Annotated in this window: 19 protein-coding genes; 6 read left to right on the top strand and 13 right to left on the bottom strand. The window is 68.8% G+C overall.

Annotated elements, in window-relative coordinates; genetic code table 11:
- Positions 1 to 95: 95 nt before the first annotated feature.
- Positions 96 to 956 (bottom strand): VOC family protein, encoded by an 861-nt coding sequence (locus FOJ82_RS03040; protein ID WP_143936958.1) that lies wholly within the window; start codon positions 954 to 956, stop codon positions 96 to 98.
- Positions 957 to 1,109: 153 nt separating this feature from the next.
- Positions 1,110 to 1,343, bottom strand: coding sequence for a hypothetical protein (locus FOJ82_RS03045; protein WP_143936959.1), 234 nt, complete (start codon positions 1,341 to 1,343; stop codon positions 1,110 to 1,112).
- A 108-nt stretch (positions 1,344 to 1,451) separates the two neighbouring features.
- On the opposite strand from FOJ82_RS03045, the gene FOJ82_RS03050 reads away from it, so the two are divergent.
- From FOJ82_RS03050 to FOJ82_RS03070, 5 genes are all read left to right on the top strand, one after another.
- Positions 1,452 to 1,709 (top strand): histone-like protein 2, encoded by a 258-nt coding sequence (locus FOJ82_RS03050; protein ID WP_143936960.1) that lies wholly within the window; start codon positions 1,452 to 1,454, stop codon positions 1,707 to 1,709.
- Positions 1,710 to 1,810: 101 nt separating this feature from the next.
- Positions 1,811 to 2,530 (top strand): tRNA (guanosine(46)-N7)-methyltransferase TrmB, encoded by a 720-nt coding sequence (gene trmB, locus FOJ82_RS03055; RefSeq protein WP_143936961.1) that lies wholly within the window; start codon positions 1,811 to 1,813, stop codon positions 2,528 to 2,530.
- On the top strand, positions 2,527 to 3,339 hold the full coding sequence (gene truA / locus FOJ82_RS03060; protein WP_143937394.1) for a tRNA pseudouridine(38-40) synthase TruA: 813 nt from the start codon (positions 2,527 to 2,529) through the stop codon (positions 3,337 to 3,339). The genes trmB and truA overlap by 4 nt, the downstream gene beginning before the upstream one ends.
- Positions 3,336 to 3,941 carry a class I SAM-dependent methyltransferase gene (locus FOJ82_RS03065; protein ID WP_143936962.1) on the top strand — a complete coding sequence of 202 codons (606 nt, stop codon included), beginning with the start codon at positions 3,336 to 3,338 and terminating at the stop codon, positions 3,939 to 3,941. Before truA ends, FOJ82_RS03065 begins: the two co-directional genes overlap by 4 nt.
- Positions 3,942 to 3,996: 55 nt before the next feature.
- Positions 3,997 to 4,611, top strand: coding sequence for a superoxide dismutase (locus FOJ82_RS03070; RefSeq protein WP_246099722.1), 615 nt, complete (start codon positions 3,997 to 3,999; stop codon positions 4,609 to 4,611).
- An 81-nt stretch (positions 4,612 to 4,692) separates the two neighbouring features.
- Here the strand turns inward: FOJ82_RS03070 and FOJ82_RS16110 are convergent, their stop codons facing one another.
- From FOJ82_RS16110 to FOJ82_RS16115, 3 genes are all read right to left on the bottom strand, one after another.
- Positions 4,693 to 5,109, bottom strand: a complete 417-nt coding sequence (locus FOJ82_RS16110) for a hypothetical protein (protein ID WP_185975596.1) — start codon at positions 5,107 to 5,109, stop codon at positions 4,693 to 4,695.
- The gene (locus tag FOJ82_RS16835) at positions 5,093 to 6,064 is read right to left on the bottom strand and encodes a hypothetical protein (RefSeq protein ID WP_281279918.1); all 972 of its coding nucleotides are present in this window, start codon (positions 6,062 to 6,064) and stop codon (positions 5,093 to 5,095) included. Before FOJ82_RS16835 ends, FOJ82_RS16110 begins: the two co-directional genes overlap by 17 nt.
- A gap of 88 nt (positions 6,065 to 6,152) precedes the next feature.
- Positions 6,153 to 6,623 carry a hypothetical protein gene (locus FOJ82_RS16115; protein ID WP_185975597.1) on the bottom strand — a complete coding sequence of 157 codons (471 nt, stop codon included), beginning with the start codon at positions 6,621 to 6,623 and terminating at the stop codon, positions 6,153 to 6,155.
- 148 nt (positions 6,624 to 6,771) lie between these two features.
- On the opposite strand from FOJ82_RS16115, the gene FOJ82_RS03090 reads away from it, so the two are divergent.
- Positions 6,772 to 7,833 carry an LLM class flavin-dependent oxidoreductase gene (locus FOJ82_RS03090; protein ID WP_143936965.1) on the top strand — a complete coding sequence of 354 codons (1,062 nt, stop codon included), beginning with the start codon at positions 6,772 to 6,774 and terminating at the stop codon, positions 7,831 to 7,833.
- A 12-nt stretch (positions 7,834 to 7,845) separates the two neighbouring features.
- Here the strand turns inward: FOJ82_RS03090 and FOJ82_RS03095 are convergent, their stop codons facing one another.
- The 8 genes from FOJ82_RS03095 to FOJ82_RS03130 all read right to left on the bottom strand — a co-directional run bounded on the left by FOJ82_RS03095 (position 7,846) and on the right by FOJ82_RS03130 (position 15,482).
- Complete coding sequence (locus FOJ82_RS03095) at positions 7,846 to 8,940, bottom strand: sensor histidine kinase (protein ID WP_185975598.1); 1,095 nt, start codon at positions 8,938 to 8,940, stop codon at positions 7,846 to 7,848.
- A gap of 296 nt (positions 8,941 to 9,236) precedes the next feature.
- On the bottom strand, positions 9,237 to 9,842 hold the full coding sequence (locus FOJ82_RS03100) for a transglutaminase-like domain-containing protein (protein ID WP_143936967.1): 606 nt from the start codon (positions 9,840 to 9,842) through the stop codon (positions 9,237 to 9,239).
- Positions 9,839 to 10,981, bottom strand: a complete 1,143-nt coding sequence (locus FOJ82_RS03105) for a glycosyltransferase (RefSeq protein WP_143936968.1) — start codon at positions 10,979 to 10,981, stop codon at positions 9,839 to 9,841. The genes FOJ82_RS03100 and FOJ82_RS03105 overlap by 4 nt, the downstream gene beginning before the upstream one ends.
- Before the next feature lie 6 nt (positions 10,982 to 10,987).
- A complete protein-coding gene (locus FOJ82_RS16840; protein ID WP_143936969.1) occupies positions 10,988 to 11,779 on the bottom strand; it encodes an ABC transporter ATP-binding protein in 792 nt (263 codons plus the stop codon).
- Complete coding sequence (locus FOJ82_RS03115; protein WP_143936970.1) at positions 11,779 to 12,678, bottom strand: ABC transporter permease; 900 nt, start codon at positions 12,676 to 12,678, stop codon at positions 11,779 to 11,781. Before FOJ82_RS03115 ends, FOJ82_RS16840 begins: the two co-directional genes overlap by 1 nt.
- Positions 12,679 to 12,700: 22 nt before the next feature.
- Positions 12,701 to 13,687 (bottom strand): ABC transporter substrate-binding protein, encoded by a 987-nt coding sequence (locus FOJ82_RS03120; RefSeq protein WP_143936971.1) that lies wholly within the window; start codon positions 13,685 to 13,687, stop codon positions 12,701 to 12,703.
- Between the two features lie 116 nt (positions 13,688 to 13,803).
- The gene (rplQ, locus tag FOJ82_RS03125; protein WP_143936972.1) at positions 13,804 to 14,397 is read right to left on the bottom strand and encodes a 50S ribosomal protein L17; all 594 of its coding nucleotides are present in this window, start codon (positions 14,395 to 14,397) and stop codon (positions 13,804 to 13,806) included.
- A 41-nt stretch (positions 14,398 to 14,438) separates the two neighbouring features.
- Positions 14,439 to 15,482 carry a DNA-directed RNA polymerase subunit alpha gene (locus FOJ82_RS03130; protein WP_143936973.1) on the bottom strand — a complete coding sequence of 348 codons (1,044 nt, stop codon included), beginning with the start codon at positions 15,480 to 15,482 and terminating at the stop codon, positions 14,439 to 14,441.
- Positions 15,483 to 15,498 lie beyond the last annotated feature (16 nt).

A 15,498-nucleotide genomic window follows, 5' to 3' on the forward strand; every position in this document is an offset into this window, starting at 1 on the left:
CGGGCGCGAACTGTCCCTTCCGAGCCTACGCGCGCACACCCGCCCCCACATCGGGAATCCCCCGGGTCGACACCTGAACCGACACCCCGAGCACGTCAGCCGACGCGCAGCCTGAGCTCGTTGCGCCAGGGGTCGAGCACCGTGAGGCTGCCCCCATCGAGGGTGGAGTCGACGCCTCGGGCCTCGAGACGGTCCCGGGCGGCGAGGAGCTCGTCCTCGGTCGGGACGATGATGTCGACGACACCCATGCCGAGGGTGTTGAGGCGCGGGCCCGCCCCCGCGGAGTTCCACACGTTCATCGCCATGTGGTGGTGGTAGCCCCCCGCGGAGACGAACAGCGCCGAGCTGCCGAACTCCGCCGTGGCGTCGAAGCCCAGCGTGTCGACGTAGAAGTCCCTGGCCGAGGCGACGTCGCCCACCTGGAGGTGGACGTGCCCCAGCACACCGGAGAGGTCGCCGTCGGCGTAGTTGGTACGCACGAAGTCGACCGGGTCGAGCCACAGCGTGGCCATCTGCACCTGCCCGTTGTCCCACCTCCACTCGTCGCGGGGGCGATCGTGGTAGAGCTCCACACCGTTGCCCTCGGGGTCGGTGAAGTAGAAGGCGCGCGAGACCAGGTGGTCGCCGGCGCCGGTGTAGGTCTGCGGAACCTTGGTGAGCATCGACTCCATCGACCTCGCGAGCGCGGCGGCCGAGTCGAACAGGACCGCGGTGTGGAACAGGCCTGCGTCACCGGAGCGCCCCGGGCGCAGATCCTTCGCCTCCGACAGGCGCAGCACCTCAGTGCCGCCGAGCCCGAGCACCGCGGCTCCAGGCTCCGTGCGCAACGGGACCAGCCCGACGCCCTCGGTGTAGTACCTGACCATCGTCTCCATGTCGCGCACCCGGAGTTCGAGGCGATCCATGGTGGTGCCCGCTGCGAGCCGGCCTGCCGAGTGCTGTGTTCCTGTGTTCATGCCCGTGACCTCCTGAAGGGTTGACGCTTCAAGTATTCCATGAGGTACAAGATTCAACAAGACCGGTGCCCCGGTTTGGCCACGCAGGGAGCGAGACGGCACAGCACGACCCTCGACCAGGACCTCGCGGCATCAGCCGGCCGGCGGGCTGGCTCAGTCCCCCGCTTCGGCCAGCGCGCGCTTCACGCCTGGCTTGAACCGCTGCTGAGCGCCCTGTTTCGTGAGGCCGTAGAGCTCACCGATGCGCGACCAGGAGACACCGGCCTCCCGCGCGGAGAGCACGGCAGCACGCTCGGCCGCCTCGGCCGACTCCCGACCCGCGCGCGCCTGATCCAGCTCGGCCAACGCCTCCGTCTTCGAGCCATCGCCCGACTGCTTCCTCGCCATGCCCCGAATCGTATCCACAACACGCCTGCGTCAACCAGAGGTTGACAGCCACAGGGGTGAGTGGTTGAGTGATGTCAACATTCCGTTGACCAGACAAGGAGGCCACCAGTGGCCAAGAAGAAGGACGCCAAGAAGGCTGACAAGGTTGAGGACAAGAAGAAGGACGTGAAGGCAGCCAAGGCCAAGTCGGCCGAGAAGGCAGCATCGAAGTCCTCGAAGAAGAAGGACGCACCCAAGAAGGTCGCAGCCAAGAAGGACTCCTCCAAGGCGGCCAAGAAGAAGGACGCACCCAAGAAGGTCGCGGCCAAGAAGGACTCCGCCAAGGCGGACAAGATGTCGGCGAAGAAGTCGTCCAAGAAGAAGTGAACCGAAGGGGCGCGCCGCCCCGTTCGATCGAGCAGGCCGGTCACCGACTCGTCGGGCCGGCCTGCGGTCGTTCCCGGCGACGTCCACGATAGGCTCGGGCAGTGGTCAACAAGGTATCCCGCCCGCACCGCGGCGTCGTCAGTTTCGTGCGCCGCAGCACCCGCATGAACGAGTCCCAGCAGAAGGCGTGGGAACGCCTGGCGCCGAGGTTCGTCGTCGACGTCCCCGCGGCAGAACTGGATACCTCCGTGGCCGATGACGCCCACGTCGACTGGGACGCGGCGTTCGGGCGCACCGCCCCCCGGATCGTCGAGATCGGCTCGGGCAACGGGGAGTCGCTGGTGGCGATGGCCGCCGCCAGACCGGAGACCGACTTCATCGCCTTCGAGGTCTTCGAGCCGGCGGTGGCCTCCACCCTGGGACGGATGGGCCGCGAGGGTGTGGACAACATCCGCGTCGTCCTCGCCGACGGCGCTCGCGGGCTCGAGGTGCTCTTCGGGTCCGGCGTACTGGACGAGGTCTGGACGTTCTTCGCCGACCCCTGGCACAAGACCCGCCACCACAAGCGCCGCTTGGTCAACCCGGGATTCGCCGACGTCGTCGCCGACCGGCTCGCCCCCGACGGACTGTGGCGGCTGGCGACCGACTGGGAGGACTACGCGCTCTGGCAGCGGGAGGTCCTGGACGCCCACCCAAGCCTGGTCAACGTCCACGGCGACTGGGCACCGAGGTTCGCCGAGCGCCCCGTGACCAAGTACGAGGCCCGCGGGCTCGCAGCCGGGCGCGAGGTGCACGACCTCACCTACCGGAAGCGCACCTGATGCGCTGGCGGATCGACCTCGCCTACGACGGCACCGACTTCCGTGGCTGGGCACTCCAGCCCGGGCACCGGACCGTGCAGGGGGTGTTGGAGGGCCACATCGCACAGGTGCTGCGCCTAGCCGAACGGCCCGCCCTGGTGGTGGCGGGTCGCACCGACGCCGGCGTTCACGCCGCCGCGCAGGTCTGCCACGTGGACCTCGACGGTGACGAGGACATCGCAGCCACCCTCCTGCGCCGGCTCACCCGCGTGCTGCCGGACGACGTCGTGGTGCGCCGCGTCTCCCCCGCACCGGCGGGCTTCGAGGCCCGCTTCTCCGCGCTCTGGCGCCGCTACTGCTACCGACTCGTGGACACCGACCACTCCCCAGACCCCCTGCAACGCCACCGCGTGGCACCCGTCCGCCACCCCGTCGACGTGGAACTCTTCAACGAGGCCGCCGGGCTCCTGCGCGGGCTGCGTGACTTCGCTGCCTTCTGCAAGCCCCGCGAGCGCGCCACCACCATCCGGGACCTGCGCGAGGTCTCGGCCACCCGGACCAGCGACGGCGTCGTCGAGGTGCACCTGCTGGCGGATGCGTTCTGCCACTCGATGGTGCGCTCGGTGGTGGGGGCGCTGACGGCCGTGGCCGGAAGGCGTCGCAGCATGGAGTGGTTGGCCGATGCCAGCGCAAGCACCACCCGCCACAACGAGATCCTCGTGATGCCCGCGCGAGGGCTCACGCTGGAGGAGGTCGGCTACCCCGCCGACGACGAACTCGCCGTCCGCGCCGAGCAGGCGCGGGCCGTGCGGACCCTGGAGGACCGATGAGCCACTACTTCACCAACGACGCAGGCCCGATGGTCACCCGCGAGGTGGACGCGACGATCTTCGGCATCGACCACACGTTCACCACCGCCAACGGGGTCTTCTCAGGCAGCCGGCTGGACCTGGGCACCAGCGTGCTGCTGCGCACCGTCGCACCGCCCCAGGAGGGTCACGTGCTCGACCTGGGTTGCGGTTTCGGGCCGATCGCAGTTGGGGTGGCCGCCGCGTCCCCCGGGGTCACCGTCGACGCCGTCGACGTGAACGAACGCGCCCTGCTCCTCACCGAGCGCAACGCCGAGGCCGCTGGGGTGGCCGCGCGCGTGGCGGCCAGGCTCCCCCACGAAGTCGGGGAGAGGACCACCTACGACCAGATCTGGTCCAACCCGCCCATCCGGATCGGCAAGGAGGCCTTGCACGACCTGCTGCTGCACTGGCTCCCCCGGCTCAAGCCGGAGGGAACGGCCTGGCTCGTGGTCAGCAAGAACCTCGGCGCCGACTCGCTCGCCGTCTGGCTGACCGAGCAGGGTTGGCCAACAGCGAAACTGGCCTCGGCCAAGGGGTTCCGCATCCTGAAGACCACGCACCGTTTGGACCCGGATGCCTAGGATGGGCAGGGAACGCGCGGTGACACCGCGGAACGACGGAGAAGGGACAAGCAAAGTGAACTACACACTGCCGGATCTGGACTACGACTACGGTGCGCTCGCGCCGCACATCGCCCCCGAGATCATGGAGCTGCACCACAGCAAGCACCATGCCACCTACGTCAAGGGCGCCAACACCGCCCTCGAGCAGCTGGCCGAGGCCCGCGCCAACGGCGCCCTCGGCAACGTCAACAAGCTGGAAAAGGACCTGGCCTTCCACCTCGGCGGCCACATCAACCACTCCGTGTTCTGGAAGAACATGTCCCCGGACGGCGGTGGCCGCCCCGAGGGTGAGGTCGCTGCAGCCATCGACGAGTTCTTCGGCGGCTTCGACGCCTTCCAGGCCCACTTCAACGCCGTCGCCAACGGCGTGCAGGGCTCCGGCTGGTCCATGCTCGTCTGGGACACCTTGGGCCAGCGCCTCAACGTGAACCAGCTGTTCGACCAGCAGGGCAACCTGCCGTCGGGGCAGATCTCGCTGCTCCAGCTCGACATGTGGGAGCACGCCTACTACCTGCAGTACAAGAACGTGAAGGGCGACTACGTCGATGCGTGGTGGAACGTCGTGAACTGGAACGACGTCGCCGAGCGCCTCACCAAGGCGAAGGCAGCCTCCGCAGCCCTCGCCTGACTCAGTCGAGAGTCCAACCGGCCCCGGTCCATCACGGACCGGGGCCGGCTTGTCTCACGGGGCCGACGCCACCTCAGCGGGTCACTCGTCAGCCTCGACGGTGGGTACCTCCTCGGGCTCGAGCGAGGGCGTCGACTCAGGCGTGGGCGTCGACTCAGGCTCCGGCGTCGGTTCTGGCGTGGGCGTCGACTCAGGCGTGGGCGTCGACTCAGGCTCTGGCGTCGGCTCCGGCGTCGGTTCCGGCGTGGGCGTCGGCTCCGGCGTCGGTTCCGGCGTGGGCGTCGTCGGCTCAGGCGTGGGCGTGGGCTTCGGCTCGGGCGTGGGCGTCGGCTCCGGCGTCGGCTCGGGCAGCGTGCTGGCCGTGATGCTGCTGACGTCGGAGTAGTGACGCACTCCGTCGACGATCCGGTACGCACGTGCACTGAGCACGTACTCGGTGCCGGGCTGCAGGCCGGAGAACTTGAAGCCGGGGTCGGGATCGTCACAGGGCGCCGTCATGAAGCCACCGTGGTCGTACCAGTCGGCGAACGACCCACCCAGGAACTCGTAGCCGATGTCGGGGTTGCACACCCCGTTGGACTCCGGCGCGCGGTCCACGACGATGCTGATCGTCGTGGTCGTCCGGTTGACGGGACCGCGCATCGGGGGCGGAGATGATCGCCGGCTCCCCGGTCGGGGTGGGCGACGGCGAGGCCGTGGGTTCACCCGTGGGCCTGGGAGTGGGCGACGGCGTGGGGTCGGTGCCCGCTTCGCCCAGGGCGGTGGCCGTGAGTGAGGACGCCGACGAGAACTGAGCCTTCACGCCATCTACGAGTCGGTAGGCGCGGACCTGCAGGTCGTAGGTGGTGCCGTGCGAGAGTCCGGAGAACTTGTAGCCCGGGTCCGGGTTCGTGCATGCACTGCCGCTGAAGCCTCCGGCGTCGACCCAGCCGGCGCCGCGGTTGAACTCGTACCCGATGTCGGCCTGGCAGACGCCGTCGGACTCGGCCGGACGGACGAACCGCACGCTGATGGTGGTGAGCGTCCGGTTGGTCGGTCCGTGGATACCCGGCGCGGACAGGGCGTTCGGGTCGGCCGTCGGCTCGGGGCTCGGGTCGGGGGTTGGCTCCCCTGTCGGTTCGCCGGTGGGCGTGGCAGTCGGTTCCGGAGTGGGAGTCGGTTCGGCAGTGGGTGTCGGGGTCGGCTCCGGCGCGGCATCGCCCAGGGTGGTGCCGCTGATGCTGGCGACCGGCGAGTACTCGGCCTTCACGCCGTCGACCACCAGGTACGCGCGAATACTCAGCTCGTAGTTGGTCCCGGAGGCCAGTGCCTTGAACTTGTAGCCGGGATCGGGGTTGTCGCAGGCGTTGCCGCTGAAGGTTCCCGCGTCCGTCCAGGTGGCGCCGTGGCTGAACTCGTAGCCGATGTCGGCGCGACAGACGCCGAGCGACTCCGCGACCCGGTCGAAGCGCACGCTGATGGTGCTGGTGGTCCGGTTCGTCGGACCGTGCAGCCGTGGCGCCGAAAGGCCCGCCGGGTCCGGAGAGGCGGTGGGGGTCGGCTCAGCCGTCGGATCCCCCGTCGGCTCGGGCGTGGGCGTCGGCTCCGGCGTGGGCGTCGGCTCTGGAGTCCTCCCCCAAGGTGGTCCCCGTGAGCGTGCTCGGCTGCGAGAAGTCCACCTTGGCACCGTCGACGAGGCGGTAGGCGCGCACGCTCAACCGGTAGGTGGTCCCGGAAGCGAGGTTCTTGAACTTGTAACCCGGGTCCGGGTTGTCGCACGCGTTGCCGCCGAACATCCCGCCCTCAAGCCAGCCGGAACCGCTGTTGAACTCGTAGCCGATGTCCGTCTGGCAGGTCCCTGCGGACTCCACGACCCTGTCGAAGCGCAAACTGATGGTGCTTGTCGTCCGGTTGGTCGGTCCGTACAGCGTCACGGCGGTCAGCTCTGCGGCACTGGCCGTGTGCGGTGTCATCGCCAGCCAACTGACGGCCAGCGCGAGTGCGGCGATGATTCCCAGCAGCGTTCGCCCCATGGCCGTTCCCCGGCCCGATGGGCATGCATACTTCCCAGCGATGTCGTTCATGGTTCCCCCGATCCGTCGACACCTGCGCAGAGTCTTTACCCAAGCGATCCTCCTGTCAACGTCCCTTGCCGTCGTGGACCCGGCATAGGCTGGCCACATGGCGCTGAGCACGGAACGACACACTGACCACCTCGAGTTCGGACTGCACACCTTCGGTGACATCACCAACGGTCCCGACGGCGAGCGGCTGCCGCACCCGCAGGTGCTGCGGAACCTGGTGGAGGAGGGCGTCCTGGCCGACAGGGTGGGCGTCGACGTCATCGGCATCGGAGAGCACCACCGTGCCGACTTCGCGGTCTCCGCCCCCGACGTCGTGCTCTCGGCCATCGCGGCCCGCACCAGCAACATCAAGCTGATCTCGGCCGTGACCGTGCTGTCCTCGGACGACCCGATCCGGGTGTACCAGCGGTTCGCCACCATCGACGGCATCTCCTCGGGCCGTGCGGAGGTCTCTCTGGGACGGGGCTCGTTCATCGAGTCCTTCCCACTGTTCGGCCACGACCTGTCCGACTACGAGGACCTGTTCAACGAGAAGCTCGACCTCTTCGCGGCCCTGCGCGCAGAGGACGCGGTCACGTGGTCCGGGCAGACCCGGCCCCCGCTCACCGAGCAGCGCGTCTTCCCCACCACCGACCACGAGTTCGGGCTGCCCACCTGGGTGGCCGTTGGTGGCACCCCTGCATCCGTCGTCCGGGCTGCGAAGTACGGGCTCGGCCTGGAACTGGCGATCATCGGCGGGGCCCCCTCGAGGTTCCAGCCGTTCACGGAGTTGTTCCACAAGGCGCTGGCGCAGTTCGGGCACGGCGAGCGCCGCATCGCCGTCCACTCCCACGGCTTCGTGGCCGAGACCGACGACGAGGCGGCGGACCTCTACTGGCCGCACTACGCCGAGAACATGACGCGCATCGGCCGGGAACGCGGCTGGCCGCCGGCGAGCCGCGCCCAGTTCGAACAGGAGATCCACCACGGCGCCCTCCACCTCGGCTCGCCGGAGACCGTGGCACGCAAGATCGCCACGACGGTCAGGGAGCTGGGCGCGACCCGATTCGGCATGAAGTACGGCGCCGGGACGCTCCCCCACGAGGACATGATGCGCAGCATCGAGCTCTACGGCACGAGGGTGAAACCACTGGTGCTGGAACTCCTCGCCGAGGACTGATCGAGCCCGACCTCAGTTGGCGGGTGTCTGCGCCCGCGACGGCATGGGCAGCACGACCTCGCAGATCCACATCCCGTCGACCTCCTTGGAGTGCACGCTCCCCCCGAGGGTTGAAGCCCGCTCCTTCATCGCCCGCAGCCCCAGCCGCGTCGGGGATCCGGTGCCGCCCCGGCCCGGCAGGTTGGAGACCATCATCTCCAACGCGTCGGCCGTGCGTTCGACGGTCACCAGGCAGGGCGCCTGGGCGGAGCCGTGCTTGGCGACGTTGTGCAGCGCCTCCTGCAGGATGCGGCCGGCAGCCGTGTCGACGCCCGGGGCCAACTCGCCCACGAGCGCCGCACGTGCCTGCACCGTGAACCCGAGCGAGCGCAGTTCGTGCGTGCCGGACTTGAGGGCGGACTCGAGCGAGATCTCCGGAACGGTGTTGCGGTTGGCACCGCCAAGCAGGCGGGCGACCTCCCGGACGGCTTGGTTCGCCGAGCGGGCACGCTCGGCGAGCGACTCCAGTTGCTCGGGTGAAGCCGTCCCGGAGTGGTTGGCCGCCTCCGCCTGCATCACCAACATCGACAGGTCCCGACAGACGGAGTCGTGCAGTTCGAGTGCCAGTTCCAGCTGCTGGCGGCGGTACCTGGCGGCGAGTCGCGCCGCCTCATTGCGGGAGGCGGCCCGCATGCCGAGGCCGATGCCCCAGATGATGGCGTACAGGACGAGCCAGGTCAGGACGATGCCGAAGGGGTCCGCCTGGTCACCCGCGAGCCTGAAGCTGGTGATCCAGCCGACCCCGACGTTGATCGCGGTGACGATCACGGCCAGCGGGATTTTGTCACGCCGGATCGCCGTCAGTGCGGGAAGCATCAGGAGGTAGGTGGACACACCGGCGGAGACCGGGTCGACGGTGAGCAGCAGGACCGAGACGGCGAGCGCGGCGGCGATCCCGATCCGCAGCCACCTCAGGGTGAGTAGGACCGCCGCCAGCGCGGCCAGGTCCACGACGACGCTGGCGACAGGAATGCGCCCACTGAGTCCGGCCTGGAGCGAGAGCGCGGTGATCAGGGCGGCGACGACGATCTCGACCCACCCCCCACGCAGCTGCCGCAGGCTGTTCACGGGGCCAAGTCTAGGGTCAACACGTCGGAAAAGCCCGGAATGTTCACGGACGTCACCGGCTGGTCGGGAGCAATACACGATTCTCGTGGAAGTTGTTGGTTTCTCAGGGCACACTGGAGGGGTGAAGACACTCATTGTTGGTGTAGCTCTGACCCTCGTCGGCTCACTCTCGCCCGCCCCTGCCGCGGCGGCGATACAGGGTGACATCGTCCGGCCGCAGGGTTGGTGTCAGGTGATTCCGTGGATGCCCATGTGTCCACCGATGAACCGGTGAGGCGGACGAACTCGTCCGCCGTTCAGTCACGCCGCCGGTAGATCCACGGCGCGACATCCCGGCCGGTCAGCCATGCCCGCCACACGCCGAACGTGATGAACGGGACCAGGCCCAGGCCAACGGTGTAGGGCGTGCTGCGCCTGTACGCCAGTTCCTCGCTAACCGGCACGAAGCCAACCTCGCCCAGTCTGTTCGTGCTGCGCGACGCGCACGCATCCAGCCAACGCCCCTCCAGATTCACCTTCACCCAACTGTGGCTCGAGTAGAACCACGGGTGGCGCCAGCCCCGGACCCGTGCGGCGTGCACGCGCCGGACCTCGAAGCCGAGGGCACGCAGCACCTGGGCCAGGATCGCGTTGTACTGGTGCGACCAGCCACGACCGTTGGCCAGTGCGGTCTCCGGCGACTCCCACAGGTGCCACACGGAGTGCTGGGGGAAGCCCTCGTTGACGGCGGCGATCGCGGCGTCGGCCAGTTCCCGTCCCTCCAGGCCGGATGACCGCAGCCGGGCCAGGATGCCGCCGAGACTCCGATCGGGGCCGCTCCGCCCCGGCCGGGGGGCGCCCGCGATCCCGCCCGCCACCGCGACACCGGCGAGCACCGCCAGGTCGGTCAACTTGATCCTCATGTCCGCCTCCTGCGTCGACTCTCGAACCCGCCCAGGGACTGGTAGGGGGCCCGCTCGGCCAGTTCCTCGTGCAACGCCAGCATGCGCTCGACGGTGTGGGACCAGTTGTAGGCCTCGGCGCGGCGGCGCGCCGCGGCTCTCAAGTCCGGTCCCAGACGGGGCACGAGGGACTCGACGGCGTCGGCCAGGGCCGCCGGGTCCGGCGGTCCCTGCGCCCCCGAGTTCTCGTCGACCAGTTCGCTGGCCCCACCCCGGTTGGCGGTTACCACGGGGGTGCCGCAGGCCATCGCCTCCAGCACCGCGAGCCCGAAGGTCTCCGAGGGGCACACCGAGAGCGAGACGTCGCTCCGGGCGAACCGCCCGGCTACCTCCTGCCGGCCGTCGACGAAGCCGTGGAAGAACACGGGCGCATCGCCGGCCAGAACGCGCAGCTCCTCGAGGTCCGGACCGGTGCCGTACACGTCCAGGCGGACCCGGCGTCCCCTCCGGTGCAACTCCACGGCGGTGGCCACGGCCAGTTGCGGGCTCTTCTCGTGGCTGAGCCTGCCGATGTAGCAGAGCTTCAGGACGCCGTCGTCAGCCGGTTCCCCCGCAGCCGGGTTGAAGGTCTCGAGGTCCACCCCGAGTGGCACCAACTCGAGTCTGGCGCCGATGCCGTCGAACTCCTCGGCAGCGAACCGGGAGGTGACCACCACGGCGTCGAACTCCTTCGCGAGGCGCCGGTTGAGGGCCCCCACCGTCGCCTCCACCCCGAGGCCCCTGCGCAGCCAGTCCGTCAGCATCTCGGAGAGCCGCTCGTGGCTGAACAGCACTGAGCCGACCCCACGCCGGGACGCCCAGCGGCCGGCCGGGGAGAGCGTCCACTTGTCCGAGACCTCGATCGAGTCCGGACGGAACCTTGCCAGCACGTCGAGGGCCCGCCAGGGCTTGAAGATCATCCGGTACTGCGGCGTCAGCCGCGGCGCGCGCACGAAGACGTGGATGCCGGACGACGTCTCCATCACCTCGTCCCGGGGTCCCGGTGAGACGAAGATCCGCTCGTGGCCCGCGTCGACGTACCCCTCGGCCAGCTTGTCGATGACCACCTTCATGCCTCCCGAGGTGGGTCCCACGAAGTTGGCCAGCTGGGCGATGCGCATGCTCGATCAGTCCAGCAACGTGCGGTCCGACAGGGAGGCTCCCTTGATCCGGCCGAACTCTGCGAGCAGGTTCTCGGGCGTCGTGGTCCGCTTGCGCTCCTCGTCGACCTCCAGGACGATCTCGCCCTCGTGCATCATGATCAGCCGGTTGCCGAGCTCGATCGCCTGGTGCATGTTGTGCGTCACCATCAAGGCCGTCAGGTTGTGGCGCTCGACGGCTTCCTTGGTCAGGCGTGTGATCAGCTCGGCACGGGATGGGTCGAGCGCGGCCGTGTGCTCGTCGAGGAGGAGGATCGAAGGCTCCAGGTAGGTTGCCATCAACAGGCTCAGGGCCTGCCGCTGGCCGCCGGAGAGCATGCCCACCCGCAGCTGGAGCCGGTCCTCCAGCCCGAGCTCGAGAGTCGCGAGTGCCTCGCGGAAGACGTCGCGGCGATCCTTGGTCACGGCCATCCTGAGCCCACGGGACTTGCCGCGGTGGAAGGCGATGGCGAGGTTCTCCTCGATGGTCAGGTGGGGGCTGGTGCCCGCCATGGGGTCCTGGAACACCCTGGAGACCCAGCGGGCGCGCCGGTGCTCGGGCAACTGGGAGACGTCGAGGTCGTCGATCAGGACGGCCCCCTCCTCCGCCCGGTACCGGCCGGCGATGACGTTGAGGAGCGTGGACTTGCCGGCGCCGTTGGAGCCGATCACCGTGACGAAGTCGCCCTCGACGAGGCTGAGGCTCAGCCGGCGCAGGGCGACCCGCTCGTTGTTGGTGCCGGGGAAGAACTTCTTGGTGACCGAATCGATCTTGAGCATCAGCTGACACCTGCCTCTGCGACTCGGCGGCGCCGCATCCGCGCGCGCATCGCCTTGACTGCCGGGACCTGGGGCACCACGAGCGCGACCACGACCAGTACCGCGGACACGAGCTTCATGTCGTTCGGGTTCAGGTTGGCGTTGAGCGCGAGTTGGATCACCACCCGATAGATCACGGAGCCCGCCATCGCCGCGAGGATCGCCTGCCAGACCGCGGTCATCCCGAACAGCGCCTGGCCTATGATCACCGAGGCGAGGCCCGCGACGATCAGGCCGATCCCCATCGAGATGTCCGCGTAGCCCTGGTACTGCGCCAGCAGCGAGCCGCACAGCGCCACGAGCCCGTTGGACAGCGCGAGCCCGACGATCTTGGCCGTGCCGGTGTTGATGCCCTGGCTGCGGGCCATCAGTTCGTTGTCCCCCGTCGCCCGCAGGGCGACGCCGTAGCCGGTTCCGAGGAACCAGTAGAGGATGGCTCCGATGGCGACGGCTCCCACTGTGAGGAACCCGGCGCTGCCCCACGTGCCGAGCAGCCCTGCCTCCCGCAGTGGCGTCATGATGGTGGACTCCCGCAGCAGCGGTACGTTCGACTTGCCCATGATGCGCAGGTTGATGGAGTACAGCGCGATCTGCGTCAGGATGCCCGCCAGCAGCGGGTTGATGTTGCCCAGCACGTGCAGCAGCCCCGTCACCACTCCGGCGAGCACGCCCGAGAGCGTACCCGCGAGCATCGCAACCGCCACGGGCACGTCGGAGATGATCAGCACGGCGGTGACGGCCGCGCCGGTGGTGTAGGAGCCGTCGATGGTGAGGTCCGGGAAGTCCAGGACGCGATAGGTGAGATAGACCCCCACGGCCATCACCGCGTAGAGGAGTCCCAGCTCGACTGCTGTGATCATGGCCTGTGGGGTTCCGTCTGGGTCAGAAGGTGTTGCCGGCGCGCTCGACGACCGCGTCGGGGATGGTCACGCCCATGCGCTCGGCGGCGTCCGGGTTGATGCTCAGCATGAACTCCTCCTGGACCCGGACCGGCATCTCCGCAGGCTCGGAGCCCTCGAGGATCTCGATCGCCATGATGGCCGCGTCGCGTCCCTGCTGCTCGTAGTCGACGGTGAGGGATGCGATGGCGCCGCGCTCGACGGAGCCCTCGTCCGAGGACACCACTGGCAGCCCGCTGCCCTCGGCGACCTGCAGCAGCGCCTCGATGGCGGCCACGACGTTGTTGTCGGTGGGCACGTAGAACGCGTCGACGTCGAGGGACTCGGCGGCCTGCTGCACCTCCGAGGAGTTGGACACGGCTGCCTTCTCAATGGTCAGGCCGAGTTCGGCCGCAGCCGCCTCGGCGGCCTCCACCTGCACCTCGGAGTTGATCTCACCCGAGGAGTACACGATGCCGACGGTCTTGACGTCGGGCGCGATCTCGAGGAGCAGCTCCAGCTGGCCGTCGACGGGGTTCATGTCCGAAACGCCGGTGACGTTGCCCCCGGGCGCGTCCCAGCTCGCCACGAGCTCGGCGGCGACGGGGTCGGTGACGGCTGCGAAGACCACCGGCTGCTCCGGGATCACCTGGGCGACGGCCTGGGCGGCCGGGGTGGCGATGGCCAGGACGAGGTCCTTCTCGTCCTGGGCGAACTGGTTGGCGATCTGGGTCAGCGTCGCCTGGTCCGCCTCCGGGTTCTGGACCTCGACGTTGATGGTGTCGCCGTCGACGTAGCCTGCAGCCTCGAGCTCCGCGATGAACCCGGTCTGGACGGCGTCGAGGGCGTCGTGCGAGACGTACTGCACGATGCCGATCTCGAGTGGGGAGTCGCCGCTGGGCGTCTCCTGGTTCCCCTCGGCGCCACCGCAGGCGGTCAGGGCGAGTGCGGCGGCGGCGCTGGTGGCAACGAAGTACTTGCGGAGGTTCATGCGGGTTTCCTGTTCTGCGATGAGACTGTCGCGTCGGCCTGCACGGACTCTACCGCAACGAGAAGGAGGGACCCGGCGGATGCCGGGCCCCTCCTGGGCGTGAACTGCTCAGCAGGTCACTTCTCGTCTGCAGCCTCTTCGGTGGCTTCCTCGGACGTGGTCGCCCCAGCCTCGGCCGTGGGCTCCTCGACGTCGGCGGCCTCGGTGGCCTCGACCTCTTCGGTGTCCTCCACTGCGGGGGCCTCTTCCTCGGACTTGGTGGCCTTGGACTTGGACTTCGACTCGGCCTTGGGCGCCTCGGACTTGGCAGCGGCGCGCGGGGCCTTGGCGCGGTTGGCGCGAGACTCCTCCACCGACTCGGTGATGACCTCGATGATGGCCATCGGGGCGTTGTCACCCTTGCGGGGGCCGATCTTCGTGATGCGGGTGTAACCGCCCTCACGTCCCTCGAGAGCAGGTGCGATCTCGGCGAACAGCGTGTGCACCACGGACTGGTCGGTGATCGACTGCAGCACCAGACGACGCGAGGCGAGATCGCCGCGCTTGGCCTTGGTGATCAGCTTCTCGGCCAGGGGCTGCACGCGGCGGGCCTTGGTCTCGGTGGTGGTGACGCGGCCGTGCTCGAAGAGCTGGGTGGCCAGGTTGCGCAGGATGATGCGCTCGTGGGTGGGGCTACCGCCCAGGCGGGGTCCCTTGGTTGGCTTCGGCATGAAGGTATCTCTTTCGGTTCAGTCCGAGCAGTGCTCGGGGATCAGTACTGCTCGGTCTCGGTGAGGTCGTCCTCGGCCTCGTCGGCTCCGGCCTCGTCCTCGTTCTCCTCGTCGTAGGCCTCGATGACCTGCAGCGGATCGAAGTCCGGGGCGGAGTCACGCAGGGCGAGCCCAAGGTTGTGGAGGGTGACCTTCACCTCGAGGATCGACTTGGAGCCGAAGTTGCGGATGTCGAGGAGGTCCTCCTCGCTGCGGGCGACGAGCTCGCCGACGGTGTGGATACCTTCGCGCTTCAGGCAGTTGTAGGAGCGCACGGACAGGTCCAACTCCTCCACCGGGAGGCTCAGCGACTCCGCGATCTGCTCGTCGACGGGCGACGGGCCGATCTCGATGCCCTCTGCGGCGACGTTGAGCTCGCGGGCCAGCCCGAACAGCTCGACGAGCGTGGTGCCGGCAGAGGCGATGGCGTCACGAGGAGCCATCGAGGGCTTGGTCTCGACATCGATGATCAGGCGGTCGAAGTCGGTGCGCTGGGCCACGCGGGTGGCCTCCACCTTGTAGGTGACCTTCAGCACCGGCGAGTAGATCGAGTCCACGGGGATGCGACCGATCTCGGCCTCGGGGTCCTTGTTCTGGACGCTCGAGACGTAGCCACGGCCGCGCTCCACGACGAGCTCCATCTCGAGCTTGCCGTTGTCGTTGAGGGTGGCGATGTGGAGTTCCGGGTTGTGGATCTCGACGCCGGCCGGGGGCTGGATGTCACCGGCGGTGACGGCTCCGGCGCCGGACTTGCGCAGGTACATGACCACGGGCTCGTCCTCCTCCGAGGACAGGACGAGTCCCTTGAGGTTCAGGATGATCTCGGTGACGTCCTCGACGACACCCTCCACGGTGGAGAACTCGTGCTGGTTGCCCTCGACCTTGACGCTGGTCACCGAGGCTCCTGGGATGGACGAGAGCAGGGTGCGGCGCAGGGAGTTGCCGAGGGTGTAGCCGAAGCCGGGCTCGAGGGGCTCGATGATGAACTTCGAGCGGAACTCGGAGACCGACTCCTCGGAGAGGATGGGTCGCTGTGCGATGAGCATTTGTTTCCTTCCCGCG

This window comes from Tessaracoccus rhinocerotis (assembly GCF_007197885.1).
GTDB lineage: Bacteria > Actinomycetota > Actinomycetes > Propionibacteriales > Propionibacteriaceae > Arachnia > Arachnia rhinocerotis.

What these genes read in the sequence shown, in the direction of transcription:
- FOJ82_RS03130 (WP_143936973.1), bottom strand. Translation starts at nt 15,482, where the DNA reads ATGCTCATCGCACAGCGACCCATCCTCTCCGAGGAGTCGGTCTCCGAG.
- FOJ82_RS03045 (WP_143936959.1), bottom strand. Translation starts at nt 1,343, where the DNA reads ATGGCGAGGAAGCAGTCGGGCGATGGCTCGAAGACGGAGGCGTTGGCC.
- FOJ82_RS03090 (WP_143936965.1), top strand. Translation starts at nt 6,772, where the DNA reads ATGGCGCTGAGCACGGAACGACACACTGACCACCTCGAGTTCGGACTG.
- FOJ82_RS03115 (WP_143936970.1), bottom strand. Translation starts at nt 12,678, where the DNA reads ATGATCACAGCAGTCGAGCTGGGACTCCTCTACGCGGTGATGGCCGTG.
- FOJ82_RS03120 (WP_143936971.1), bottom strand. Translation starts at nt 13,687, where the DNA reads ATGAACCTCCGCAAGTACTTCGTTGCCACCAGCGCCGCCGCCGCACTC.
- FOJ82_RS03100 (WP_143936967.1), bottom strand. Translation starts at nt 9,842, where the DNA reads ATGAGGATCAAGTTGACCGACCTGGCGGTGCTCGCCGGTGTCGCGGTG.
- FOJ82_RS03040 (WP_143936958.1), bottom strand. Translation starts at nt 956, where the DNA reads ATGAACACAGGAACACAGCACTCGGCAGGCCGGCTCGCAGCGGGCACC.
- FOJ82_RS16840 (WP_143936969.1), bottom strand. Translation starts at nt 11,779, where the DNA reads ATGCTCAAGATCGATTCGGTCACCAAGAAGTTCTTCCCCGGCACCAAC.
- FOJ82_RS16115 (WP_185975597.1), bottom strand. Translation starts at nt 6,623, where the DNA reads ATGGGGCGAACGCTGCTGGGAATCATCGCCGCACTCGCGCTGGCCGTC.
- rplQ (WP_143936972.1), bottom strand. Translation starts at nt 14,397, where the DNA reads ATGCCGAAGCCAACCAAGGGACCCCGCCTGGGCGGTAGCCCCACCCAC.
- FOJ82_RS16110 (WP_185975596.1), bottom strand. Translation starts at nt 5,109, where the DNA reads ATGACGGCGCCCTGTGACGATCCCGACCCCGGCTTCAAGTTCTCCGGC.
- FOJ82_RS03105 (WP_143936968.1), bottom strand. Translation starts at nt 10,981, where the DNA reads ATGCGCATCGCCCAGCTGGCCAACTTCGTGGGACCCACCTCGGGAGGC.
- FOJ82_RS03065 (WP_143936962.1), top strand. Translation starts at nt 3,336, where the DNA reads ATGAGCCACTACTTCACCAACGACGCAGGCCCGATGGTCACCCGCGAG.